We start from the raw sequence: 24,070 nt of genomic DNA, 5'->3' as shown, positions 1-24,070 counted from the left end.
CGTCAGCCCCTGCCGTTGGACCGCACGAGCTCGTCGTCGTCGCAGTCGATGGTGTGATCGAACGCCTTGGCGCGCTCCTCGGCCTCGGGGCTGCCGGAGAACATCCCCGCCGCCACGCGCTTGGTCTCGCCGGCGACCTCGCCACCCGTCTGAGGTTCGGGAGCCGCTTCGGCGGGCTGAATGCGGTGGATCGGCACGACGCCGCCGGTGCGCTGCACCCAGTCGACAAGTCCTTCGCGGACTGCGCACTGCAGGTCGTACAGTGCACCGGCGTTGTGCGCACTGACCACCACTCGCACGCGGACCACACCGCCGACCGCGTCGGTCACCTGCAGGACGCCGCGCCGGCCGTCCCAGAGGTCGCTTTCGGCCAGCAGCCGGTCCAGCTCGGCGCGCATGTCGTTGAACGGGACGTTGAAATCGACGTCGAACTCGACGGTGCCCATGATCTCGGTGGCGCTGCGGGTCCAGTTCTCGAACGGCTCGGTGGTGAAGTAGGTGGACGGCAACACGAGCCGGCGCTCATCCCAGATGCGCACGACGACATAGGTCAGCGTGATCTCCTCGATCCGGCCCCACCACTGCCCGTTCTCGAGCTGGACGATGTCACCCACGCGAATCGCCCCGGAGAACGCGATCTGCATCCCGGCGAAGACCGCGCCCAGCGACGTCTGCGCGGCCAGGCCGGCGACCACCGACAACACACCGGCGGAGGCGAAGACCGTGGTGCCGATGTCGGAGAACGACGGGAACGTCATCAGGATCGCCGCACCGCCGAGGATGACGACGATCGCGATCGCGAGCCTGCGCAGCACCGTCACCTGCGTCCGAACCCGGCGCCACAGCCGGTCGGCGTCCGAGATCTCCTCACCACCCCCGCCGTAACGAGCGATCATGCGCCTCTCGGCGACGCGGACAAAGCCGGTGGCCAGCCAGGTGATCGAGACGATCATCAGAATCAGCAGCCAGTGGTCCACCCACCCGCGCCACGAATCCGCGGCGTCCGACGTCCGTCGCACCGCGACCGTCGCCGCGATCACCATCAGCAGCATGCGGACGGGCTTGCGGGTGAGCACCTCGATGTCCTTGATCAGCGCACTGCGGCGGCTGACGCGTGCCATCAGCCACGTCAGCACCACCCCGAACACGTACACGGCGGCGATCGCTCCAGCCGCCCACGCGAGGGTGACGGCGAGGTTGCTTGCGGTCTGCAGTTCGGTCTCGTCGGGCATGGGAATGAGGTCAACTCCACGAATCGGGATCAGGTCCTCTGACGCGTAACCGTGTTGCCGCGCAAAGAAACATCTGCTTCGGGGCGCCGCACGCGGATTCGGCCTTCTCACAAGCACAATTGGCGGGTGGCAGTGGTACGCGACACACGCGGCACCGAGTGGCAGATCAGCAGGCGGTGGTGGCCGGGTGGAACAGGTCGAACGGCCGCATGAGCGAGATCGCGCTGGAGATCACTGTGGGCGGTCGCGGCGGCCAGTTCGTGATGTGAGCGGGCGTGTCCCTGCCGAGCACCGCGCATCCGGGCGGCTAAGCTCTCGAACAAGTGTTCACAGAAGGGCCGGACGTGCGGGTGATGGGAGTCGACCCCGGGTTGACGCGCTGCGGGCTGTCCGTCATCGAGGGCGGTACAGGCCGACAGGTCACCGCGCTCGACGTGGACGTTGTCCGCACCCCGTCGGGCGATCCGCTGCACCGGCGGCTGCTGGCGATCAGCGAGGCCGTGGAGTACTGGATGGACACCCACAAACCCGACGTGATCGCGATCGAGCGGGTTTTCTCCCAGCAGAATGTCTCGACCGTGATGGGCACCGCCCAGGCCGGCGGCGTGATCGCGCTCGCCGCCGCCCGCCGCGACATCGACGTGCACTTCCACACGCCCAGCGAGGTCAAGGCGGCGGTCACCGGCAACGGCAACGCCGACAAGGCCCAGGTGACCGCGATGGTCACCAGAATCCTTGCACTGCAGGCCAAACCGACTCCGGCCGACGCCGCCGACGCGTTGGCCCTCGCGATCTGCCACTGTTGGCGGGCCCCGATGATCGCCCGGATGTCGGCGGCCGAGGCGCTGGCCGCCGAACAACAACGCAAGTACAAGGCCACGCTCAAGGCCAAAGCGAAGGCGGCACGATGATCGCATCCGTTCGCGGTGAGGTTCTCGACATCGCACTCGACCACGTCGTGATCGAGGCCGGCGGAGTCGGCTACAAGGTGATGGCCACCCCGTCGACGCTGGCCACCCTGCGCCGCGGCACCGAGGCCCGGCTGATCACCGCGATGATCGTGCGCGAGGACTCCCAGACGCTCTACGGCTTCGCCGACGGCGACGCGCGCGACCTGTTCCTGACCCTGCTCGGGGTGTCCGGAATCGGTCCCAGCATCGCGCTCGGCGCGCTGGCGATGTACGACGGGCCGACCTTGCGCCAGGCCATCGGTGACGCCGACATCACCGCGCTGACCCGGATTCCCAAGGTGGGCAAGAAGACCGCCGAGTTGATGGCGTTGAGCCTGCGCGACAAGGTGGGCGCCGTCTCCCCGTCGGGCGCGGCGACGGCAACGGGCAATGTGGTGCGCGGCCCGGTGGTGGAGGCGCTGGTCGGGCTCGGGTTCGCGGCCAAACAGGCGGAGGAGGCCACCGACAAGGTGCTGGCCAACGACCCCGAAGCCAATCAGTCGACCGCGTTGCGGGCGGCGCTGTCGATGCTGGGTAACAAATGAGCCGATTCACCGACGACGACGCCGACGCCGACGAGCGCGAGGTCTCCCCGGCACTGACGGTCGGCGAGGGCGACATCGACGCGAGCCTGCGCCCGCGCTCGCTCCAGGAGTTCATCGGGCAACCGCGCGTCCGCGAGCAGCTGCAGTTGGTCATCGAGGGCGCCAAGAACCGCGGCGGCACACCGGATCACATCCTGCTGTCGGGTCCGCCCGGGTTGGGTAAGACGTCGTTGGCGATGATCATCGCGGCCGAACTCGGCTCCTCGCTGCGGGTCACCTCCGGGCCGGCGCTCGAGCGCGCCGGCGATCTCGCCGCCATGCTGTCCAACCTCGTCGAGCACGACGTGTTGTTCATCGACGAGATTCACCGCATCGCCCGGCCCGCCGAGGAGATGTTGTACCTGGCGATGGAGGACTTCCGCGTCGACGTCGTGGTCGGGAAGGGTCCCGGTGCGACGTCGATTCCGCTCGATGTCGCACCGTTCACGCTCGTGGGGGCGACCACCCGTTCGGGCGCGCTGACGGGGCCCCTGCGTGACCGGTTCGGTTTCACCGCCCACATGGACTTCTACGAGCCCGCCGAACTGGAGCGGGTTCTGGCGCGTTCGGCGGGGATCCTCGGTATCGAGTTGGGCGCCGACGCGGGCGCGGAGATCGCGCGCCGGTCGCGGGGCACGCCGCGCATCGCCAACCGGCTGCTGCGCCGGGTCCGCGACTACGCCGAGGTGCGCGCCGACGGGGTGATCACCCGCGATATCGCCAAGGCGGCGCTGGAGGTCTACGACGTCGACGAGCTCGGGCTCGACCGCCTCGACCGCGCCGTGTTGTCCGCGCTGACACGCAGTTTCGGCGGGGGACCGGTCGGCGTCTCCACGCTGGCGGTCGCGGTCGGCGAGGAGGCGACGACCGTCGAAGAGGTGTGTGAGCCGTTCCTGGTGCGCGCCGGGATGATCGCGCGCACGCCGCGGGGACGCGTGGCCACCGCGCAGGCTTGGACGCATCTGGGACTGCCCCCGCCGAGCGGAGTCACGGGTCTCGGGCAAGTGGGTCTTTTCGACTGAGGAGGGCGGCGATGGGCAGCGGCACGATCCGGCTGGGCGGGTTGTTCGGCGTGGCGTGCGCCGGGGCGGCCGTACCGGCGTATCTGGTCGGCTCGCCGGAGACGCCGAAGGACGCCGCCGGGATAAACGCGTATTTCGACAGCGCAGCAACGTTTCTCACACTCAACGGCACGCTTCCACTGCTGCATCTCCTGTTCGGCCTGCTCTTCCTCGGCGTGCTCGTGTCGATGCTGCGGTCGGCGGCCGGGCCCACCGGTGCGGTGTACACCGCGGCGATCGGTGGAACGGTGTTTCTCGCACTGACCGCGGCCGGTCTTGCCGCCGAGGTCGCCGTGCCCGCAGCGATCGTGCGGTTCGACGACTTGACCGTGACGTCGTATTCCCAACCGTTCCTCGGCCTGGCGGTCTGGCTGTACCACTACAGCCACATCGGTTCGGCGGCAATGATATTCGCCGCCGCGTACATCGTGTGGCGTACCGGTGTGCTGCCGAAGTGGTCGGCAGCGCTGGCCGCGCTCGGCGTGCCCGCGCTGCTGCACACCTGGATCGGGCTGCCCGGTGCGTACTGCGTGGTGGCCTGGATCGCGTTGACCGGCCTGGTGATGTTGGCCATACCGCCGGTGGTGCGAGTGGAAAGCGTGGTGGCGTAATGGGTTTCGTCGGGCTGTTCTTCGCGGGTCTTGCGGCCCTGCTGCACATCTACATCTGGGTGATGGAGTCGCTGACGTGGACGTCGGCGCGCACCAGAGCGACCTTCGGTCTGACCGAGGAAGAAGCGCTGGCCACCAAGGAGTTGGCCTTCAACCAGGGTTTCTACAACCTGTTTCTCGCGGTCATCACTCTTGCTGGAATCGTGATCGGCGCCATCGGCTACAACTGGGTCGGCATCGCGTTGATCTTCGCCGGCGTCGGCTCGATGCTGGCCGCGGCGTTGGTGCTTCTGCTGTCCTCACCGGACAAGGCGAAGGCCGCTGTCACCCAGGGCATCTTCCCGCTGATCGCGATAGTGCTATTGGCGGTGGCGGTCACGCTGTAGCCGCGTGCGTCGCCTCACAGCAGCCCAACAGTTCCAGGTCGGTGGCGTACTTGACGATGACCTCGCGCGTCACGCGCGGAGTGTTCTTGCCAGGGCCGCTCTTCGCATCCTGCGGGGGCGCCGTGCGTCCACCAAGAACATCGATAGCCGATAAAACTATTCCCAGCCTGGCTGGGAGCTTGCTATGAGTGCCGGCAGTGCCTTTCCCGCTGACGCCGGTTACGGATGCGTCAGCGCGGGTAACCACGCTTCACGACCAAGGAGGCATCATGACCGATACGCAAGTACGCCCCCGAGGTGGGCGTATGCGAATGCCGCGCAGCCGCGGCGCCACGAGTGGATTCCTGTTGATCTTGTTGGGCGCGTGGGGCGCACTGGCTCCGTTCATCGGGCCCCTGTTCAACTTCGCGTACAGCCCCGACCAGGCGTGGACGTGGACGACCGGCCGGGGTTGGCTGGAGGTACTACCGGGCGTGGTGACCGTGCTGGGCGGCCTGCTCCTGCTGATGTCACGAAACCGTGCGACCGCATCGCTCGGCGGGTGGCTCGCCGTGGCAGGCGGCGTCTGGTTCATCATCGGCCGCGCGATGGCGGGCCCGTTGGGGATGGGTGACGCGGGTGTGCCCGTCGCCGCCACCGAGGGCAAGCGCATCGCACTGGAGCTGACGTTCTTCTACGGCCTGGGAGCGCTGATCGTGTTCCTGGGCGCGGCGGCGCTTGGACGCATCTCGGTGCGAAGCGTGCGCGACGTCGAGTGGGCAGATCGCCCGGTGGCCGCGCACACAGTCGCCGACGAACCCGCGCCGGCCACCGCCGCTCCGGTCGCTGCGGCCGAACCCGCTCCGGTCGCCGGCCACACTCCCCACACCGCAGGGCAGCCGGCGATGGCGGAGCAGCGAACCGAGGTCATCGGGCCCACGGCCGAGGCCGCAAAACCGCGTCGCCGCGGCTTGCTTGACAGGTTCCGCTCTCGCGGCCATCGCGGCGGCCGGCTCGCACACCGGTAAGCATCAGTGCGACCACAAAGCGCCCCACAACCTTGTGGGGCGCTTTGCGTCTGATCGCTTCTCAGTGGCGGCCCGCCTCCTGAGCGAGCTGCACCCTCGACCTGACGTCGAGCTTGTCGTAGATGTGGCGCAAGTGCGACTGGACGGTGCGAGGCGAAACGAACAGGCGTGAGGCGATGTCCTTGTTGGACAGTCCTTCCCGCACCAGGCCGGCAACCTGAAGTTCGGTGGGAGTGAGGGCGGCCCAGCCGCAGGACGGCCGCTTACGGTCGCCGCGTCCGCGGAGCGCATACGCGACCGCCTCATCGACCGTCATCGCCTGTCCCTCTGTCCACGCGGTGTGGAAATCGGAGTCGCCCAACGCATTCTGCAGCTTGCTGGCCAGCGAGCGGTGCGGCGAATCGAACGCTGGGAAGCGGGTCACGCGCATCGCTCGACGTGCTGCGTCCGCGGCGGCCAGCAACCGCACCGCGTCGCGGTGACGATCCCCTCTGCAGGAGAGCTCAGCGACGCAGTCGAGGGTGTCGGGAACCGTGATGCGGGCCCCGGCCTTCGCAGCAGTGTGGAGCGCCTCGTAAGCGTCCGACTCAGCTTGGTCGAGATTGCCTGTCGCAAGGTGTAGCTGAGCGCGCGTGGTCGATGCCGCTGACAACCACCAACCCTGCACGGTGCTGACAGCCTCGTCGAGCCAACGCAGGGCGGTGGCAAACTCGCCGCAAGCGAGCCCGATCTGGCCGAGCAGCGCTCTGTTGGTCATCTCGGCCGGCGGATTCATCGGCAAAGTCAGCGATTTCTGCGCGGCTTCCCACGCCGCAACAGTGTCGCCGGCCGCCAGATGAGCCAAGCCAATGGTGACGTGGATGCCCTGGTCGAACACACCGGCCATCTCCTCGCTGACGTGCAGTGCCCGCCTACCGGCCGCGAATGCGCCAGCGAAGTCGCCGTGCCAGGCCCGCAGGGTGGTTCCGTTCATCAGGCCGATCACACTGTTTACCGGGTCATTCGCGGCGGTGGCCTCGGCGATGAACTCTGCGTTCTGCTCGAGCGCGCCCACCAGATCACCCCCGATGGCCTGGGCATTCACCAAGACCCATCGGCACTGACGGGCATTGAAGCGGTCCCCGATGGTCTCGGCGACCTCGCGTCCCTCCAGTCCGACGGGTTCGATCGCATGCACATCGCCCGCCATGAAGGCGCCATAAGCCTGACGGCTGAGAATCTGGCTCAGCCGCCACGAATCGCCCAGTGCGCGAGCCAGCTTGGTCGCCTCCGCGAAGTATGGCTGTGAGCGTGCGGGGTCATGGGCGGTGATGCAGGCGCATGCGGTCAGTGCTCGGGTGGTCAACGCCGGGTCGTCGACCTCGCGGGCGATCTGAAGCGCCTCCAGAGCATGATCGAGGCTGGTGCTGATATCGAGCCATGAACTCAAGACGGCCTTGTCGGCCAGCGCACGGGCGCGCACCGCGGGATGGCACGCGCGGCGGCTCTGGCCGTGGGCTGTGAGCGCGGAGTCGAGCCATGCCTGCCCCTCGACAAGGCGACCTCGCGTCAGCCATAGTGGCTGAAGCGAGGAGGCCAACTCCAGACACCCTGCGGGGTCATCGCTTTCGTAACTCCACGTGAACGCCGAACGCATGTTGTCGATCTCGAGACCGACTTGCTCGACGAGTCGTTCGTAGTCGTCACGGGCGGGTGTGTCCAAGCGTCTTGCCATCGCGGTGTAATGCGCGCAGTGTCGATCACGCACATCGTCGGCCTCGCCGGACTCGCCGAGCTTCTCGAGGGCGTACTGACGCACCGTTTCCAGCAGCCGGTAACGCGTTGGGCCGCAATCGGACTCCGCGACGACGAGAGACTTGTCGACGAGCAGACTCAGTTGGTCGAGGACTTGAAAGCGCTCCACTTCGGTGGACGCTGCGACAGCTTGGGCCGCGGAGAGATCAAATCCGCCCATGAAAACGGCCAACCGGCGGAACAGCACACGTTCAGGGTCGGTCAACAGCGCGTGAGACCAGTCGACCGAGGCGCGAAGCGTCTGCTGTCGCCGCACCGCGGTGCGGGCGCCACCGGTCAGGATCCGGAACCGGTCGTGCAGACTGTCGGCGATCTCAGTGAGCGACAACGCCCGGACCCGCGCCGCAGCGAGTTCGATGGCCAACGGCATTCCGTCGAGACGACGGCAGATTTCGGCGACGGTCGCGACTGTCTCATCGCCTTCGTCACCGAGCGTGAAGGTCGGTCGCGCCCGGCGCGCCCGGTCGGCGAACAGTTCGATGGCCTCGTCGGCGATCGCCAACGAGGGGACGCTCCAGTTCACCTCGCTGGGGACCAGTAGCGGCTCACGGCTGGTCGCCAGAACCGTCACGGTCGCACATGCGGCCAAAATGTCGCCGACAAGTTCAGCGCAGGCCTGTAGGAGGTGTTCACAGTTATCCAACACCAGCAACAGATGACGGTTGCGGAGGTATCCCTGCAAGGTGTCGCTGATCGAGCGGCCCGGTTGGTCCGGCAGTCCGAATGCTCGAGCGACGGAGACCGGAACCACTTCCGCATGCGTCACCGGCGCGAGGTCTGCGTACCACGCCCCATCCGGGTAGCGCGCGGCCAACCGCGCCGCGACTTCGATGGCGAGCCTGGTCTTGCCGGCGCCACCAGCACCGGTCAACGTCACCAGGCGGTTGTCGTCCAGGAGCTCGGCGATCTCGTCCATCTGGGCTTCGCGGCCGACAAACGTGGTCAACTGTGCGGGAAGATGTTGTGTCGCAACGTTGGACATCGTCCGCAGTGGAGGGAAGTCGTTGCGTAGATCGCCGTGGCATAGCTGAGCGATGCGTACCTGCTTGGCGAAATCGCGCAAGGCATGCTCACCGAGATCGGTCAGCCAAGCTCCTTCGGGCAGTCGGTCTTCGACCAATTCCTCGGTGACGCTGGACAACACCGTCTGCCCACCGTGGGCCAGATCGCGTAACCGGGCAGCCTTGTTGATCGTGCGCCCGGCATAGTTGCCTTCGTCGCGCAACTGAACTTCGCCGGTATGCAGCCCGATGCGTACCCGGATCGGCCCGAGGTCCGTCCGCTGGAGCGTGAGCGCACACGCCAGCGCGTCGCCGGCACATGCGAAGGCCGCCACAAAGCTGTCACCCTCACCCTGTTCAACAGGTCGAACCCCGGCGTAGTGGGGGATGAGCGCATCGACGGTCGCGTTCAGACGTGCGATGGCGTCGGTCATCGCCGCAGACTGGGTTTCCCACAGTTGCGTTGAACCCTCGACATCGCCGAGCAGCAGCGTGACCGTTCCGGTCGGAAGCAGCTCGGCCATCTCAACCTCGCTCAATTCGGCTGTGCTCATGGTGCCAGCATGGGGAGGTCGATACCGGTGAAACATCCGCCTTATGGCGCATATTGGTTCGTCCGCGACACATGCGGCGTCTGCACCGCGGGTGACGCGCATCTCTACCTGCCGCTCATGCGACGAGATTCACGCAGACGTTGTGAGCTACATGACTGCCTGCGCGCCCGGCTGAAGATAGCCTGGCTATCTAACCATTTCGGAAATGCGCCGCTCGGCGGATGAAGTCTGCAGGCGGTCATTCGATAGTGACTTAAGTCTTTGTCAGGAGGCCACCCATGTCCGACAGGCCTGGTATCACCGATTCCACTGTCGCGCGCCAGAATTCGGCTACCGCGGTGTGTGAGGCGTTCGGCTTCCCCCAGGAGGACTGGCCGCTGTTCGCGCGGTTGGCCGGCGGCCCGACGACGCCACACGACGAAGAGGCGCTGTACCAGTACATCGACGTCAAGATCGCCGAGCGTTGCTGGAAGCCGACCGACGACCTGTTGTCCAACTTGATCGACGTGGAGGTGGACGGCATCGAACTGACCGTCGACGACATCTACCGCTTTGTCTCCACGCTGATCGGCGTCAGGGTCTTCTGACCCATTGGCGATTCGTGGAGCCGCACCGGCGGTCAGCGCCGCTGACGCTCCACAAATCGCGCGGAACGTCAGCCCGTGTAGGCCATGACGTGCTTGATGCGGGTGTAATCCTCGAACCCGTACATCGACAGGTCCTTACCGTGGCCCGACGACTTGAACCCGCCGTGCGGCATCTCGGCCACCAGCGGGATATGCGTGTTGATCCACACGCAGCCGAAATCGAGGGCAGCCGAAACCCGTAGCGCGCGCGACACATCGCGCGTCCACACCGACGATGCCAATCCGAATTCGGTGCCGTTGGCCCACGCGATCGCCCCATCCTCGTCGGAGAACGCCTGCACCGTGATGACCGGCCCGAAGATCTCCTGCTGAACCAACCTGTCGTCCTGCCGCAGGCCGCCGATCACCGTCGGTTCGACGTAGAAACCCCTGTCGCCCTGGCGTCCTCCACCGACCGCGACCGAGGCATGTGACGGCACGTCTCCCAGAAACCCGAGCACCCGCTCCAACTGAGCGGAGTTGTTCACCGGCGGCACCCACGCGTCCTCGTCGTCGGCGGGCCTGCCGTACGTCGTCGTCGCGGCGCGCGCCTGCTCGGCCAGCGCCTCGGTCAGGTCCGTGGCCACCCGCGCCGTTGCGAGCACGCGTGTTGCCGCTGTGCAGTCCTGTCCGGCGTTGAAATAGCCCGCCGTCGCGATGCCTTCAGCGGCCGATGCGATGTCGCTGTCGTCGAACACGATCACCGGCGCCTTGCCGCCCAACTCCAGGTGCGTGCGCTTGAGGTGTCCGCCGGCGCTGACCGCCACCGCACGCCCCGCGGCGACCGAACCGGTGATCGACACCATCTGCGGAGTCGGGTGCGCCACGACTGCGGCGCCCGTTTCCCGGTCTCCGCAAACGACATTCAGCACTCCGGGCGGAAAATGCCTGGCGGCGATCTGGGCCAGCATCACCGTCGTCACCGGGGTGGTGTCGCTGGGCTTGATGACGACGGTGTTGCCCGCCGCAACGGCGGGCACGAACTTCCAGATCGCCATCATCATCGGGTAGTTCCACGGCGCCACCTGCCCGATGACCCCGACCGGTTCGCGGCGGATCCACGAGGTGTGGTTCTCCATGTACTCGCCGGCGGACTTGCCTTCGAGCATTCGCGCCGCGCCCGCGAAGAAGCGGATCTGATCCACCATTGGGGGAATCTCTTCGGCCATCGTCACGTGGTTGGGCTTACCGGTGTTGCGTCCTTCGGCCTCGACCAGCGCCTGGGCACTTGCCTCGACGTCGTCGGCGAAGTCGAGCAGCGCCTTCTGCCGCACCGACGGCGTAGTGCGCTTCCAGTCGGTGAACGCCTTCGACGCGGCGGCGTACGCGTTGTCGATGTCGGTTTCGTTGGAGATCGGTGCGGTGCCGTACCGCTCACCGCTCGACGGATCGACCAGCGGCATGGTGGCACCGCTGACCGAGTCGACGTTCTCGCCGCCGATGAAGTTCTGGACTTTGAAGTCGCCGGTCATTCGATCCTCTCTTCGGTACCGGGTTTGGAGCGCATCCGCTGACGGTCGTCGACCGGTACGTCGCTGGTCGTCAGGGGCGGACGGGAGCGCAGCGCATCGCCGAAGGTCCGCGAGACAACCACCGGCTCTCGTCGACGGTGCTCATCGAGCAAGAGCCTAACCAAGACGGCACCGATACGGTTGATAACGACGGGCGAGTGCGGGGTGATCCGCGGTTACACGGCGCGAACACGACGGAATTCGTTGAACACGGGTGTCTCGGAGCGCTCCGGCCCGGTCGCGGCAGAGACGATTCACGGTCTCATCGCGGTGGGCTGGTCGCCGCGGAAGCCCGCAATGGCACACTGGTCACTTATGGGTGCGCGCCTGAACCGGCGCTGCGCCGTGACCATATGACCTAACGAAAGACTCTGCCGCCATGGATTTGGTTGTCTTCCTTCCCCTGCTCATCGTGCTGGGCGCATTCATGTTCTTCGCGTCCCGCCGACAGAAGAAAGCCATGCAGGCCACCATCGACCTGCACGAATCGCTCCGGATCGATGACCGTGTGCACACCACATCCGGTCTGGTCGGAACCGTCAAGGGCATCACCGACGATGAGGTCGAACTGGAGATCGCGCCCGGTGTCGTGACCACCTGGATGAAGCTGGCGGTGCGCGACCGCATCAGCGATGACGACGAGTTCGAGGTCGACGAGCCCGAGTCGACCGCGACCGAGCTCACCGAAAGCCCCAACACCAAGACCGACGGCTGAGTCCGCGGGCATCTTCACAGCCCGAGCCCGTAGTCTCTGCGGTGCTGACGAACCGATTCCGAGGAGACCTGACAAAACGTGGCATCGTCTTCGACGCCGGTGCACCCTGCCCGCTACCTCTCGCTCTTTTTGGTGTTGCTCGTCGGCGCCTACTGCCTGGTCTTTTTGACCGGAGACAAGAAGCCCGAACCCAAACTCGGCATTGATCTGCAGGGCGGTACGCGCGTCACCCTCACCGCCCGCACGCCCGACGGGTCGCCTCCCACGCGCGAGGCGTTGGGCCAGGCGCAGCAGATCATCAACGACCGGGTCAACGGTCTCGGCGTGTCGGGCTCCGAGGTGATCATCGACGGCAACAACCTCGTCATCACCGTTCCGGGCAGCGAGAGCAGCGACGCCCGCAACCTCGGCCAGACGGCACGCCTGTACATCCGCCCGGTCGTGCATGTGATGCCCGCCGAGGTGCCGGGCGAGCAGCCGCCGACGGAGGGGCCTGCGGGTGCGCCTCCGGGCGGTCCGATTCCCGGGATGCCGGGCGGAGTGATTCCGGGTATGCCGGGCACCGAACCGCCGCCCGGTGAGCAGCCTCCCGCCGGCCAGCAGCCGCCGGCCGAGCCCGCCGCTCCACCGGCTCCGCAGCCGCGTCCGTATCCTCAGGAGCCGCCCGCGCAGCCCGCACCGGAGCCGCCTCCGACACCGGGCAGCCCAGAGCCGTCACCCGCGCCGGAGGCTCCCGAACCGACGACCACGCCCACGTCCCCCGAGGACATTCCGCTCGCGCAGCGCATCGCCGACGAGAAGCAGTTGCGGCAGAGCACCGAACAGCAGGTTCAGATCCTGGCATTGCAGTTCCAAGCCACGCGCTGCCACGAGGACGACGTGCTCGCGGGTAACGACGACCCGAACCTTCCGCTCATCACCTGCTCGGCCGACGGCAGGGAGGTGTACCTGCTGGACAAGTCGATCATCAACGGAGAGCAGATCCAGGACGCCACCTCCGGTCTCGACCAGCAGCGCGGTGAGTACGTCGTCGACCTCCAGTTCAAGAGCGACGGGGCGAAGATCTGGGCGGATTTCACCGCCGCGAACGTCGGGACGCAGACCGCGTTCGTGCTCGACACGAAGGTGATGAGCGCACCCGAGATCCGGGAGCCGATCCCGGGTGGACGCACTCAGATCAGCGGCCAGTTCACTCAGCAGTCGGCCCGCGAGCTGGCCAACGTGCTCAAGTACGGTTCGCTGCCGTTGTCCTTCGAGTCGTCGGAGGCTGAAACCGTCTCCGCCACATTGGGTCTGTCGTCACTGCGCGCGGGCCTGATCGCCGGTGCGGTCGGGCTGGCGTTGGTGTTGGCGTACTCGTTGCTCTACTACCGGATGCTGGGCGTGTTGACCGCGCTGTCGCTGGTCGCTTCCGGTGCAATGGTTTACGCGATACTGGTGCTGCTCGGCAGGTGGATCGGCTACACGCTGGACCTCGCCGGTATCGCCGGTCTGATCATCGGTATCGGTATGACGGCCGACTCGTTCGTGGTGTTCTTCGAACGCATCAAAGACGAGATCCGCGAAGGGCGTTCGTTCCGGTCGGCGGTGCCCCGCGGTTGGGCGAGGGCCCGCAAGACGATCGTGTCCGGCAACGCGGTGACGCTGCTCGCCGCGGCGGTGCTCTACGTCCTCGCGGTCGGACAGGTCAAGGGCTTCGCGTTCACCCTGGGGCTGACCACGATCCTCGACGTGGTCGTGGTGTTCCTGGTGACGTGGCCGCTGGTGTATCTGGCGTCGAAGTCGCCGACACTGGCCAAGCCTTCGCTGAACGGCCTCGGTGCGGTGCAACAGATCGCCAGGGAGCGACGAGCGGCCGCGCACGCGACGGGACGGGACTGACATATGGCGCCCAAACAGTCATCGGACGAACCGCAAAGCACCGCCGTGGAGGCGCCGGACCTCGAGTCCGCCACGCCTCGCCACGGCTTCTTCGTCCGCCTCTACACCGGCACCGGGGCCTTCGAGGTCATCGGCAAGCGCAAGCTGTGGTACGCGGTCAGCGGTGCGATCGTCCTGGTCTGCCTGGCCAGCATGCTGCTGCGCGGCTTCACCTTCGGCATCGACTTCGAGGGCGGCACCAAGGTGTCGATGCCGACCGCGACCGAATCGGGCACCGTGACCACCCAGCAGGTCGAGGACGTCTTCAGCCAGACGCTGGGCAAGAGCCCGGAGTCGGTGGTCGTGGTCGGCAGCGGCGGATCGGCCACCGTGCAGATCCGGTCCGAGACGCTGACCAACGAGGAGACCGAGGAGCTGCGCACCGCGCTGTTCGACGCGTTCAAGCCCAGGGGGGCGGACGGGCAGCCCAGCAAGCAGGCCATCAGCGATTCCGCGGTGTCGGAGACGTGGGGCGGGCAGATCACCCAGAAGGCGCTGATCGCGCTGGTGGTCTTCCTCGTGCTGGCGACCATCTACATCATGCTGCGCTATGAGCGCTACATGTCGATCGCGGCGATGGCGACGCTGGTGTTCGATCTCGTGGTCACCGCCGGCGTCTACTCACTCGTCGGCTTCGAGGTCACCCCGGCCACGGTGATCGGCCTGCTCACGATTCTCGGCTTCTCGCTCTATGACACCGTCATCGTGTTCGACAAGGTCGAGGAGAACACCCACGGCTTCGAGCACACCACGAGACGCACCTTCGCCGAACACGCCAACCTCGCCGTCAACCAGACCTTCATGCGGTCCATCAACACCAGCCTCATCTCCGTGTTACCGATCGTGGCGCTGATGGTCGTGGCGGTGTGGCTGCTGGGCGTGGGCACGCTGATGGACCTGGCGCTGGTGCAGTTGGTCGGCGTCATCGTCGGTACCTACTCGTCGATCTTCTTCGCGACCCCGCTGCTGGTGACGTTGCGCGAGCGCACCGACCTTGTGCGCAACCACACCCGCCGGGTGATGAACCGTCGCAAGAACGCGGCGGCCAGGGCCTCCCAAGCAGAGGGAGCGGACGAAGACTCCGACGAGCCCGAGACCGTCGGGGCCACCGCGTCCGCGCGTGTCGAGGCCGCCACGCGGACTACGCCGCCGCCGGACAAACCCGCGCCGGGGGCGCGTCCTGTGCGACCGACCAGCAGCCGGACCGGACGTCCGTCGGGTAAGCGCGACACGCGGCGGCGGTAGGGGATGAGCGCCGGCAAGCGGGCGGGCACACAGCCCGCGAGGGCAGTGAACCCGATCCGGCGTTGCGGTGTCCTGGCGGCGGTACTGGTGCTCGCGGCGTCGTTGGCGTCGGCGTGCACGCGCAGCCCTGCCGACAGCATCGACTACGCCGTCGACGGCACGCTGATCACCTACAACACCAACACCGTCGCCGGCGCCGCTTCGGCGGGTCCGCAGGCGTTCGCCCGGGTGCTGACCGGCTTCAACTACCACGGACCCGACGGCCAGATCGTCGGCGATCACGACTTCGGGACCATCTCGGTGGTCGGCAGACAACCGCTGGTGCTCGACTACGAGGTCAACGCGAATGCGGTGTACTCCGACGGCAAACCAATCACCTGCGACGACGTCGTGTTGGCGTGGGCGTCGCAGTCCGGGCGGTTCCCGGACTTCGACGCGGCCAACCGCGCGGGCTACAGCGATATCGCGACGGTGGACTGCACGCCGGGGCAGAAGAAGGCGCGGGTGTCGTTCGCCCCCGATCGTGGTTTCGTCGACTTCGGGCAGCTGTTCTCCGCGACGTCGATGATGCCGTCGCACGTCATCGCCGACCAACTGGGTTTGGGCGACGGCGGAGTCACCCGGGCCATTCTCGAGAACGACGGCGCCGCGGTGGAGCGCATCGCCGCGGTCTGGAACACCGGCTGGGACCTCAAGCCTGATCTCGACCTGAAGCGGTTTCCCTCGTCGGGGCCCTACAAGCTGGACTCGGTGACCGAGGACGGGGCCGTGGAGCTGGTGGCCAACGACAGGTGGTGGGGCGCCGAGCCGGTCACCAAGAAGGTCACCGTGTGGCCGCGCGGCGCCGACATCCAGGAGCGCGTGAATCAGGGCGCCTACGACGTCGTCGACATCGCCACCGGATCATCGGGCACGCTGAACATGCCCGATGACTACGTGCGCACGGATGCTCCGTCGGCCGGCATCCAACAGCTGATCTTCGCGCCGCAGGGGCCGTTGGCGGCCCCGCCGGCTCGCCGCGCGCTGGCCCTGTGCACGCCGCGCGACGTGATCGCCCGCAACGCCGAGCAGCCGATCGCCAATTCGCGGCTCAATCCCGCGACCGAGGATGCCTACAGCGGGGCCGAGGCCGGTCCCGAGCCCGGACAGTTCGTCGCGGCCAACCCCGACGCCGCCCGGGCGGCGCTCAACGCGCGCCCCCTGACCGTGCGCATGGGGTATCAGAGCCCGAACGCGCGGTTGGCGGCGACCGTCGGCGCCATCGCCAAGGCGTGCGCGCCGGCCGGGATCACCGTCGAAGACGCTGCGGGCGACGCCGTGGGCCCACTGTCGTTGCGCGACAACAAGATCGACGTACTGATCGCCAGCACGGGCGGCGCCGCGGGCAGCGGGTCGACCGGCTCGTCGGCGATGGACGCCTATCAGTTCCACACCGGAAACGGCAACAACCTGCCGCGCTACTCCAATCCGCAGGTCGACCGGGTCATCTCGGCGATAGCGATCACCAACGATCCCAAGGAGATGGCGCGGCTGCTCGGCGAGGGTGGCCCGGTGCTGTGGGCCGACATGCCGACGCTGCCGCTGTACCGCCAGCAGCGCACGGTGCTGACGTCGAAGAAGATGTTCGCTGTGAGCAGTAGTCCGACGCGGTGGGGCGCGGGATGGAACATGGACCGTTGGGTGTTGGACCGGTGAGCGCCGACGGAGAAGACATCTCGACGCTGATCGCGAGGATGATGCGCGAAGTGCCCGACTTCCCCGAACCGGGCGTCGCGTTCAAGGACCTCACCCCGTTGTTGGCCGACGCGCGTGGGCTGGCCGCGGTCACCGATGCGCTCGCCGACATCGCCCGCGGCGCGGACCTGGTGGCGGGCATCGACGCGCGCGGCTTTTTGCTCGGCGCGGCGGTCGCGTTGCGGCTGGGGACCGGTGTGTTGGCGATCCGCAAGGGCGGCAAGCTACCGCCGCCGGTGTTCAGCGAGACCTACGCGCTCGAATACGGCACGGCCACGCTGGAGATTCCGGCCGACGGGATCGACCTCGGCGGCCGCAAGGTGCTCATCGTCGACGATGTGCTGGCCACCGGCGGCACCGCCGCCGCGGCGGTCAAGCTGCTGCAGAACGCGGGTGCTTCGGTGCCGGGCGCCGCGGTGCTGCTCGAGCTGACCGCGCTGGGCGGCCGTGAAGCGCTCGATCCGTTGCCGGTCACGTCGCTGTACCGGGTCTGAGGGATATCCTCGAAGGCGCACGTTGCGACGCCGCAGTCGACACCGATGAGCGCTTGCGTGAACGATCAGACCGGGAGGTGACCATGGCTGAGGAACCCGGCACGGGCCAGGCCGTGCAGTCAGCGCCGCCCGGCGCCCAGATCCCCGAGACGCAGCCGCTGGAGATGCCGAAGCCCTCCGCGAGCGCGTCGCGCCGCGTGCGAGCCCGGTTGGCGCGCCGGATGACGTCGCAGCGCAGCGCGATCAACCCGGTGCTGGAGCCGCTGGTCGCCGTCCACAAGGAGATCTACCCGAAGGCCAATCTGCAGTTGCTGCAGCGGGCCTACGAGGTGGCCGAGCAGCGGCACGCCGATCAGCTGCGCCGCTCGGGTGATCCCTACATCACCCATCCGTTGGCGGTGGCCAACATCCTGGCCGAGCTCGGCATGGACACCACGACGCTGATCGCGGCGCTGCTGCACGACACGGTCGAGGACACGGGATACACCCTGGAAGCGTTGACCGAGGAGTTCGGCACCGAGGTCGGCCATCTGGTCGACGGCGTCACCAAGCTGGACAAGGTCGCGCTGGGCACCGCCGCGGAGGGCGAGACCATCCGCAAGATGATCATCGCGATGGCGCGGGATGCGCGCGTGCTGGTGATCAAGGTCGCTGACCGGCTGCACAACATGCGAACGATGCGTTTCCTGCCGCCCGAGAAGCAGCAACGCAAGGCGCGCGAGACGCTGGAAGTCATTGCCCCACTTGCGCATCGGCTGGGCATGGCGACGGTCAAGTGGGAACTCGAAGACCTCGCCTTCGCGATCCTGCACCCCAAGAAGTACGAGGAGATCGTGCGGCTGGTCGCCGATCGTGCGCCGTCGCGCGACACGTATCTGGCCAAGGTGCGCGCCGAGATCACCGCGACGCTCAACGCGTCGAAGATCACTGCGGTGGTGGAGGGCCGCCCCAAGCACTACTGGTCGATCTATCAGAAGATGATCGTCAAGGGCCGCGACTTCGACGACATTCACGACCTCGTCGGCGTGCGCATCCTCTGCGACGAGATCCGCGACTGCTACGCGGCTTTGGGTGTCGTGCACTCGCTGTGGCAGCCGATGGCGGGACGGTTCAAGGACTACATCGCTCAGCCGCGCTACGGCGTGTATCAGTCGTTGCACACCACCGTGGTCGGGCCCGAGGGCAAGCCGCTGGAAGTGCAGATCCGCACCCACGACATGCACAAGACGGCCGAACTGGGCATCGCCGCGCACTGGCGCTACAAGGAAACCAAGGGCCGCAACGCCGTTCCGAACCAGCACTCGTCGGCAGAGATCGACGACATGGCGTGGATGCGACAGCTTCTGGACTGGCAGCGAGAGGCCGCCGACCCTGGTGAGTTCCTCGAATCGCTGCGCTACGACCTTGCGGTGCAGGAGATCTTCGTCTTCACCCCCAAGGGTGATGTCATCACGCTGCCGACCGGGTCGACGCCGGTGGACTTCGCCTATGCGGTGCACACCGAGGTCGGTCACCGCTGTATCGGCGCACGGGTGAACGGCCGCCTCGTCGCGTTGGAGCGCAAGCTCGAAAACGGGGAAGTGGTCGAGGTTTTCACGTCGAAAGCGCTGAACGCCGGACCGTCGCGCGACTGGCAGACCTTCGTGGTCTCGCCGCGCGCGAAAGCCAAGATCCGGCAGTGGTTCGCCAAGGAACGCCGCGAGGAGGCGCTCGAAGCCGGTAAGGACGCCATCGCCCGCGAGGTTCGTCGCGGCGGACTTCCGTTGCAGCGCTTGATGAACGCCGAGTCGATGGGGGCGCTGGCGCGCGAACTGCGGTACGTCGACGTCTCGGCGCTCTACACCGCGGTGGGCGAGGGGCATGTCTCGGCACGGCACGTTGTGCAGCGGCTGGTCGCCCAGGTCGGTGGCGACGAGGAGGCCTCCGACGAGCTCGCCGAACGTTCGACGCCCGCGACGATGCCGGTGCGTCAGCGCACCAACGACGACGTCGGGGTGGCCGTGCCGGGTGCTCCCGGTGTGCTGACCAAGCTCGCCAAGTGCTGCACGCCGGTGCCCGGCGACAACATCTTGGGTTTCGTCACCCGCGGCGGCGGGGTCAGCGTGCACCGCACCGACTGCACGAACGCCGGGTCGCTGCAGCAGCAGTCGGAGCGGATCATCGACGTGAAGTGGGCGCCGTCGCCGTCGTCGGTGTTCCTGGTCGCCATCCAGGTCGAGGCGCTCGACCGGCACCGGTTGCTGTCGGATGTGACGCGGGTGTTGGCCGACGAGAAGGTCAACATCCTGTCCGCATCGGTGACGACGTCCAACGACCGGGTGGCCATCAGTCGGTTCACCTTCGAGATGGGTGACCCCAAGCACCTGGGCCATGTGCTCAATGTCGTGCGCAATGTGGAGGGCGTGTACGACGTCTACCGGGTTACGTCCGCGGCGTGAGCCGCAATCGGGCAGAAGCGGCGTGAGCCGCAATCGGGCAGAAGCGGCGTGAGCCGCAATCGGGCAGAAGCGGCGTAGCCCGCAAATTTCGCTGAAGCGCGTCAATTTTTGCTCGTTCTGGGATACTGCGACGATGCGGCCCGCGGTATTCGTCCTTCTCGCCTCTCTGGGACTCGCGGTGGCTGGTTGCGGGTCGACGATCAAACCGGAAGCCGCTGCTCAGTCCGTCGTCAACCTCGTCTCCGAGCAGACCGGCTTCACACCGACCGACGTGAAGTGCCCCGAGGACGTCGAGGCCAAAGAAGGCGCGAAGTTCGAATGCACGTTCACTGGACCCGAAGGGATGCCGTACACCGCGAACATGCGGGTCACCAAAGTCGAGGGCGAGGACGTCGAGTTCTACATCGAGACCGCGCCGGCCGAGTAGTCGCTCAGTCCAGTCGGATCGACTCGACGACGACGTCGGCGACGGGCTTGCCGTCCTCGCTGCCGTCGGCGACTCCCTCCGCCGCGATCTTGTCCAGCGTCGCCAGACCGGTCTGGTCGATCGTGCCGAACACCGTGTACGTCGGCGGAAGCTGCGAGTCCTCGTAGACGAGGAAGAACTGGCTGCCATTGGTGCCGACCCCCGCGTTGGCCATCGCCAGCGTCCCGCGCGGATAGCGGACCGGCGATCGGAGCGCAGGATCGCTTAACCGGTACTGGTTGGTCGGGTATTCGTTCGGGAACTGGTACCCGGGTCCGCCGGTGCCGGTGCCAGTGGGGTCGCCACACTGCAATACCCCGAGATGCACGGCCGTCGTCAGCCGGTGGCAGGGGGTGTCGTCGAAGAAGCCCTGCTGGGCGAGGCTGGCGAAGTTGTTGACCGTACACGGGGCCTTGGCGTTGTCCAGCTGCAGGCCGATGTTGCCCTGGTTGGTGGTGACGCTTGCGCTGACGCGTGCGGGGTTCGTCGGCACGCGGCCCGTGCGCGGCGGCGTGGCCGGCTCGCTCGACGGTTCGGGGCTCCGCAGGTACTGGCAGTTCGACCCGAGTGTCGCGGGAGGGTCGAACTTCGGGAGTTCGTCGACCGCCAAGCCCCCTGTGGCGGTGTCGTCGGGAATTACAGCGTCGAACCTCGCGAGGTCGCGCCCTACCGCCGCGAGGACGACGACGCTGACGACGACGACCAGCACCGCCAAGATCGTCACCAGATACCCGATGACCAGCCCCGCGATCGCCAGCCCGCGGCCGTCCTCGCCGGACTTCTTGATCTGCGACAGCGACACGTGCCCGAACACGATGCCCAGCGGCGCGAACACGAACGCGCACACCAGCGCCGCGACGGCCAGCGAGTTGGTCTGCCTGGGCGGCGGATACGGTGGACAGCCCAGCGAGTATCCGCCGTAAGGCGGTGGTTGCGGCGGCGCGGTCATCGAACTGCTCCCGAGGCCGTGCGGTGGCGCACCACATACACGACGGCACCGACGAGAGCAGTCGACAACACGACCCCACCGGCAAGCAATCCGATGCGTAGCGGTGTCGAACCCGGTTGCCCCGGAACCGTTTCCGGCTTTGACGACTCGAATTTCAGGGAAACAGGCAGGGCGTCATGGCTCAGGAGGCTCGCCAGCGCACGGGCGTTGCCGGCCGTGAACTGACCGGTGATCTGGGTGCGCCCGTCCGGGATGGGTTCGCCGATCTCGGGTGCGCTGACCACCTTCGTGTCCAATACGAACGCGGCCCGGGCACCGGTGTTTGCGGCGGTGAAGTCGGCCCACACCTCGCTGCCGACGCCGTCGAACTGAAGGTCAACGACATACTCGCCCCGCTTTACGTCCAGGTCAGCGGTGGCGTCCACGATCTGCTCACTGTTGATGATCGCCTTGTCGAGCAGATACACCTCTTCGCTGTCTTGCGAGCAGGTGATGAGGGGCAGATTCGGGTCGTCATGGCCGGCCAGATCGTCATCGTCCGTGCACCGAGTCGCCTGGAACTGTAAAGCCAACAGTTGGATCTGCTCGTCGGTGCTCTGTCGCAACTGTCGCTCGTCGGCGATACGCTGCGCCAGCCCGGGGTCGGGCGGCTGCGGCGCCGCGGGGGTCGCAGTACTGGGCTCTGCCGGGATCGCATAGATCACCGGACGGATGTACATCCGTCCGATCCGGCCGACGGCACGTACCGCGTCGGCGTCGCCGGGGGCGGTCACGGTCAAAGCGTCGCCGTCGGAGGTCACCTGCGCATTCGGTAATCCCATCTCGTGCGCTCGCGCGACGACCATGTCGCGCGTCTGGGACAGCGCCTCGGGGGAAGGCGCTGATCCGTCCAGCGCGTGCACGCTGAATGTGGCCTGCGTGCCGGCCCGTGGGCCGGTACCCATCCATTCCGCCCGCGTCAGAATCGCTACCGCGGCATACGCCATGATGAGCACGGCCAGCAGCGACAACACGAGGTACGGCCCGGCGAGTGACGGTCGTTTGGGCGGTGGGTAGCCGTAGGAGTACGGCTGCGCCGGATAGCCGTACGGCGGCGGGGGACCGCCGTAGGGCGGGGGCGCGGTCACGGCGTCAGTCCAACAGGATGGACTTCACGGTGACCGGGGTGGCCGGCGCGCCGTCCTGACCGCCGCCGTCGACCCCGCCCTGCGCGATCTTGTCCAACGTGGCCAGCCCGGTCTCGTCGATGCGGCCGAACACCGTGTAGTTCGGCGGCAGCTTGGAGTCCTGGTACACGAGGAAGAACTGGCTGCCGTTGGTGCTTGGGCCGGCGTTGGCCATGGCCAGGGTGCCGCGCGGATAGGTGACCGGCTCCTGGAGTTTCGGGTCGTCGGGCTGGAACTGGTTGGTCGGGTACTCGTTGGCGAACGAGTAGCCCGGCCCGCCGGTGCCCTTCCCGGTCGGGTCGCCGCACTGCAGCACCTTGAGCTGTTCGGCGGTGGTCAACCGGTGGCAGGGGGTGTTGTCGAAGTAGCCCTGCTGGGCGAGGCTGGCGAAGCTGTTCACGGTGCACGGCGCCTTGGCGTTGTCGAGCAGGAGGCCGAGGTTGCCCTGGTCGGTGGACATGCTGGCGCTGATCTCCGCGGGCTCGGTGGGCACCTTGCCGGCGCGGGGCGGATTCACCTGCTTGCTGGCCTGCTCCGCGGACGCCGGGTACTGGCAGTTCTCGCCGAGCCCGGCCGGGGCGGCGAACGCGGGCAGCGAGCCGGGCGCCGACGGCGCGGCCGAGGTGGGGGAGGTCTCGGTGGCGGCTGCGGTCTGGCTCTCGGAATCACGGTTGGTGACGACGACCGCGACCACCGCGGCGATCACGACGATCGCGCCCGCGACCGAGCCGATGATCGTGTACAGGCGCCGCTTGCGTGCCTTCTCCGCGCGGCGCTCCAACTGCCGCTCGAGCTTGCGCTTCGCCGTCGCCCGCCGCTGTTCGTTGGTCGGCACCGCTGATGTCCTCCTCTTTGTCGGTCGATCGGAAACGAGTGTGCCAGGCATTGCTGAGTGTGGCGCCGCCACCCACGCCATCGCGTGGTGGGAAACTGGACGTCGTGTTCATCACCGGGTTTGCCGCCGGCATGCTGGCGTGCAACTGCTACGTGCTGGCCCCGCGGGCCGGAGCCGACGCCATCGTCGTCGACCCCGGCCAGCGGGCGATGGGGCCGTTGCGCCGGATCCTGGACGAGAACCGCCTGACACCTGCGGCGGTGCTGCTGACGCACGGACACATCGACCACATCTGGTCGGCGCAGAAGGTCGCCGACATGTACGGCTGCCCGGCGTACATCCATCCCGAGGACCGCTTCATGCTGACCGATCCGATCAAGGACTTCGGGGGCGGCTTCATCGGGGGGCTGGCCAGCTCGGCGTTCGGCGTGTTGTTCCGCGAGCCCAGGCAGGTCATCGAACTGGACAAGGACGGCGACAAGGTGGAGTTGGGCGGTGTGACGGTCGCCATCGACCACACGCCCGGACACACCCGCGGGTCGGTGGTGTTCCGCGTCGAGGAGGGCTTCGGATCGGGGCCGGGTGCGGTCGCGTTCACGGGCGATACCCTGTTCCGGCAGTCGGTGGGCCGCACGGACCTGCCGGGCGGCAGCGGCCGGGACCTGCTCGGCTCGATCGTCAACAAACTGTTGGTGCTCGACGACGACACCGTGGTACTACCGGGGCACGGCCCGAAGTCCACGATCGGCGTCGAACGCCGCACCAACCCGTTTCTCGAAGGCTTGACCTAG

The 24,070-nt window shown here is 67.3% G+C and carries 22 protein-coding genes; 15 read left to right on the top strand and 7 right to left on the bottom strand.

Annotated features, from left to right (window positions below; genetic code table 11):
• Positions 1 to 2 precede the first annotated feature (2 nt).
• Entirely contained in the window at positions 3 to 1,232 is a 1,230-nt protein-coding gene (locus tag AU198_RS22760; RefSeq protein WP_064350842.1) for a mechanosensitive ion channel family protein, read from the bottom strand.
• 344 nt (positions 1,233 to 1,576) lie between these two features.
• On the opposite strand from AU198_RS22760, the gene ruvC reads away from it, so the two are divergent.
• The 6 genes from ruvC to AU198_RS22730 all read left to right on the top strand — a co-directional run bounded on the left by ruvC (position 1,577) and on the right by AU198_RS22730 (position 5,831).
• Positions 1,577 to 2,143, top strand: coding sequence for a crossover junction endodeoxyribonuclease RuvC (gene ruvC / locus AU198_RS22755; protein WP_064350981.1), 567 nt, complete (start codon positions 1,577 to 1,579; stop codon positions 2,141 to 2,143).
• Positions 2,140 to 2,727: a Holliday junction branch migration protein RuvA gene (gene ruvA / locus AU198_RS22750; RefSeq protein WP_064350841.1), complete on the top strand. Its 588-nt coding sequence runs from the start codon at positions 2,140 to 2,142 to the stop codon at positions 2,725 to 2,727. Before ruvC ends, ruvA begins: the two co-directional genes overlap by 4 nt.
• A complete protein-coding gene (ruvB, locus tag AU198_RS22745) occupies positions 2,724 to 3,788 on the top strand; it encodes a Holliday junction branch migration DNA helicase RuvB (protein ID WP_064350840.1) in 1,065 nt (354 codons plus the stop codon). The genes ruvA and ruvB overlap by 4 nt, the downstream gene beginning before the upstream one ends.
• A gap of 11 nt (positions 3,789 to 3,799) precedes the next feature.
• Positions 3,800 to 4,438 (top strand): hypothetical protein, encoded by a 639-nt coding sequence (locus tag AU198_RS22740; protein ID WP_064350839.1) that lies wholly within the window; start codon positions 3,800 to 3,802, stop codon positions 4,436 to 4,438.
• Positions 4,438 to 4,824, top strand: coding sequence for a DUF1304 domain-containing protein (locus AU198_RS22735; RefSeq protein ID WP_064350838.1), 387 nt, complete (start codon positions 4,438 to 4,440; stop codon positions 4,822 to 4,824). Before AU198_RS22740 ends, AU198_RS22735 begins: the two co-directional genes overlap by 1 nt.
• A gap of 269 nt (positions 4,825 to 5,093) precedes the next feature.
• Complete coding sequence (locus AU198_RS22730) at positions 5,094 to 5,831, top strand: hypothetical protein (protein ID WP_064350837.1); 738 nt, start codon at positions 5,094 to 5,096, stop codon at positions 5,829 to 5,831.
• Positions 5,832 to 5,892: 61 nt separating this feature from the next.
• Here the strand turns inward: AU198_RS22730 and AU198_RS22725 are convergent, their stop codons facing one another.
• Complete coding sequence (locus tag AU198_RS22725) at positions 5,893 to 9,180, bottom strand: LuxR C-terminal-related transcriptional regulator (protein ID WP_231744759.1); 3,288 nt, start codon at positions 9,178 to 9,180, stop codon at positions 5,893 to 5,895.
• Positions 9,181 to 9,458: 278 nt separating this feature from the next.
• On the opposite strand from AU198_RS22725, the gene AU198_RS22720 reads away from it, so the two are divergent.
• Positions 9,459 to 9,767 carry a cytochrome P450 family protein gene (locus AU198_RS22720; RefSeq protein ID WP_064350836.1) on the top strand — a complete coding sequence of 103 codons (309 nt, stop codon included), beginning with the start codon at positions 9,459 to 9,461 and terminating at the stop codon, positions 9,765 to 9,767.
• A 68-nt stretch (positions 9,768 to 9,835) separates the two neighbouring features.
• On the opposite strand, the gene AU198_RS22715 is transcribed toward AU198_RS22720, so the two are convergent.
• Positions 9,836 to 11,278: a gamma-aminobutyraldehyde dehydrogenase gene (locus tag AU198_RS22715; protein WP_064350835.1), complete on the bottom strand. Its 1,443-nt coding sequence runs from the start codon at positions 11,276 to 11,278 to the stop codon at positions 9,836 to 9,838.
• Positions 11,275 to 11,400, bottom strand: a complete 126-nt coding sequence (locus AU198_RS26850; RefSeq protein ID WP_286141480.1) for a hypothetical protein — start codon at positions 11,398 to 11,400, stop codon at positions 11,275 to 11,277. The genes AU198_RS22715 and AU198_RS26850 overlap by 4 nt, the downstream gene beginning before the upstream one ends.
• Positions 11,401 to 11,696: 296 nt before the next feature.
• Between AU198_RS26850 and yajC the strand changes: the two genes are divergently transcribed.
• From yajC to AU198_RS22680, 7 genes are all read left to right on the top strand, one after another.
• Entirely contained in the window at positions 11,697 to 12,032 is a 336-nt protein-coding gene (gene yajC / locus AU198_RS22710; RefSeq protein ID WP_064350834.1) for a preprotein translocase subunit YajC, read from the top strand.
• A 78-nt stretch (positions 12,033 to 12,110) separates the two neighbouring features.
• Positions 12,111 to 13,913 carry a protein translocase subunit SecD gene (gene secD, locus AU198_RS22705; protein WP_064350833.1) on the top strand — a complete coding sequence of 601 codons (1,803 nt, stop codon included), beginning with the start codon at positions 12,111 to 12,113 and terminating at the stop codon, positions 13,911 to 13,913.
• Between the two features lie 3 nt (positions 13,914 to 13,916).
• Positions 13,917 to 15,197 (top strand): protein translocase subunit SecF, encoded by a 1,281-nt coding sequence (gene secF, locus AU198_RS22700; protein WP_064350832.1) that lies wholly within the window; start codon positions 13,917 to 13,919, stop codon positions 15,195 to 15,197.
• A 3-nt stretch (positions 15,198 to 15,200) separates the two neighbouring features.
• Positions 15,201 to 16,892, top strand: a complete 1,692-nt coding sequence (locus AU198_RS22695; protein WP_082691164.1) for an ABC transporter substrate-binding protein — start codon at positions 15,201 to 15,203, stop codon at positions 16,890 to 16,892.
• Positions 16,859 to 17,425: an adenine phosphoribosyltransferase gene (locus AU198_RS22690; protein ID WP_064350831.1), complete on the top strand. Its 567-nt coding sequence runs from the start codon at positions 16,859 to 16,861 to the stop codon at positions 17,423 to 17,425. The genes AU198_RS22695 and AU198_RS22690 overlap by 34 nt, the downstream gene beginning before the upstream one ends.
• A gap of 83 nt (positions 17,426 to 17,508) precedes the next feature.
• Complete coding sequence (locus AU198_RS22685; RefSeq protein ID WP_064350978.1) at positions 17,509 to 19,863, top strand: RelA/SpoT family protein; 2,355 nt, start codon at positions 17,509 to 17,511, stop codon at positions 19,861 to 19,863.
• A 133-nt stretch (positions 19,864 to 19,996) separates the two neighbouring features.
• Positions 19,997 to 20,290, top strand: coding sequence for a DUF4333 domain-containing protein (locus AU198_RS22680; RefSeq protein WP_064350830.1), 294 nt, complete (start codon positions 19,997 to 19,999; stop codon positions 20,288 to 20,290).
• A gap of 4 nt (positions 20,291 to 20,294) precedes the next feature.
• Here the strand turns inward: AU198_RS22680 and AU198_RS22675 are convergent, their stop codons facing one another.
• The 3 genes from AU198_RS22675 to AU198_RS22665 are packed head-to-tail and all read right to left on the bottom strand — an operon-like array spanning position 20,295 to position 23,279.
• Positions 20,295 to 21,278, bottom strand: coding sequence for a peptidylprolyl isomerase (locus AU198_RS22675; protein WP_064350829.1), 984 nt, complete (start codon positions 21,276 to 21,278; stop codon positions 20,295 to 20,297).
• Positions 21,275 to 22,405: a SecDF P1 head subdomain-containing protein gene (locus AU198_RS22670; protein WP_064350828.1), complete on the bottom strand. Its 1,131-nt coding sequence runs from the start codon at positions 22,403 to 22,405 to the stop codon at positions 21,275 to 21,277. Before AU198_RS22670 ends, AU198_RS22675 begins: the two co-directional genes overlap by 4 nt.
• Positions 22,406 to 22,409: 4 nt before the next feature.
• The gene (locus AU198_RS22665; protein WP_064350827.1) at positions 22,410 to 23,279 is read right to left on the bottom strand and encodes a peptidylprolyl isomerase; all 870 of its coding nucleotides are present in this window, start codon (positions 23,277 to 23,279) and stop codon (positions 22,410 to 22,412) included.
• Between the two features lie 104 nt (positions 23,280 to 23,383).
• Between AU198_RS22665 and AU198_RS22660 the strand changes: the two genes are divergently transcribed.
• The gene (locus AU198_RS22660; RefSeq protein WP_064350977.1) at positions 23,384 to 24,070 is read left to right on the top strand and encodes an MBL fold metallo-hydrolase; all 687 of its coding nucleotides are present in this window, start codon (positions 23,384 to 23,386) and stop codon (positions 24,068 to 24,070) included.

It is taken from the genome of Mycobacterium sp. GA-1199, assembly GCF_001500045.1.
Lineage (GTDB): Bacteria > Actinomycetota > Actinomycetes > Mycobacteriales > Mycobacteriaceae > Mycobacterium.
The sequence above is the reverse complement of the archived record's forward strand: the minus strand, read 5'-3'. Positions and strand labels throughout refer to the sequence as shown.

Excerpts from the sequence above, each read along its gene's own strand:
- AU198_RS22760 (WP_064350842.1), bottom strand. The coding sequence starts at position 1,232 with ATGCCCGACGAGACCGAACTGCAGACCGCAAGCAACCTCGCCGTCACC.
- ruvA (WP_064350841.1), top strand. The coding sequence starts at position 2,140 with ATGATCGCATCCGTTCGCGGTGAGGTTCTCGACATCGCACTCGACCAC.
- ruvB (WP_064350840.1), top strand. The coding sequence starts at position 2,724 with ATGAGCCGATTCACCGACGACGACGCCGACGCCGACGAGCGCGAGGTC.
- AU198_RS22740 (WP_064350839.1), top strand. The coding sequence starts at position 3,800 with ATGGGCAGCGGCACGATCCGGCTGGGCGGGTTGTTCGGCGTGGCGTGC.
- AU198_RS22735 (WP_064350838.1), top strand. The coding sequence starts at position 4,438 with ATGGGTTTCGTCGGGCTGTTCTTCGCGGGTCTTGCGGCCCTGCTGCAC.
- AU198_RS22730 (WP_064350837.1), top strand. The coding sequence starts at position 5,094 with ATGACCGATACGCAAGTACGCCCCCGAGGTGGGCGTATGCGAATGCCG.
- AU198_RS22725 (WP_231744759.1), bottom strand. The coding sequence starts at position 9,180 with ATGAGCACAGCCGAATTGAGCGAGGTTGAGATGGCCGAGCTGCTTCCG.
- AU198_RS22720 (WP_064350836.1), top strand. The coding sequence starts at position 9,459 with ATGTCCGACAGGCCTGGTATCACCGATTCCACTGTCGCGCGCCAGAAT.
- AU198_RS22715 (WP_064350835.1), bottom strand. The coding sequence starts at position 11,278 with ATGACCGGCGACTTCAAAGTCCAGAACTTCATCGGCGGCGAGAACGTC.
- yajC (WP_064350834.1), top strand. The coding sequence starts at position 11,697 with ATGGATTTGGTTGTCTTCCTTCCCCTGCTCATCGTGCTGGGCGCATTC.
- secF (WP_064350832.1), top strand. The coding sequence starts at position 13,917 with ATGGCGCCCAAACAGTCATCGGACGAACCGCAAAGCACCGCCGTGGAG.
- AU198_RS22695 (WP_082691164.1), top strand. The coding sequence starts at position 15,201 with ATGAGCGCCGGCAAGCGGGCGGGCACACAGCCCGCGAGGGCAGTGAAC.
- AU198_RS22690 (WP_064350831.1), top strand. The coding sequence starts at position 16,859 with ATGGAACATGGACCGTTGGGTGTTGGACCGGTGAGCGCCGACGGAGAA.
- AU198_RS22685 (WP_064350978.1), top strand. The coding sequence starts at position 17,509 with ATGGCTGAGGAACCCGGCACGGGCCAGGCCGTGCAGTCAGCGCCGCCC.
- AU198_RS22680 (WP_064350830.1), top strand. The coding sequence starts at position 19,997 with ATGCGGCCCGCGGTATTCGTCCTTCTCGCCTCTCTGGGACTCGCGGTG.
- AU198_RS22675 (WP_064350829.1), bottom strand. The coding sequence starts at position 21,278 with ATGACCGCGCCGCCGCAACCACCGCCTTACGGCGGATACTCGCTGGGC.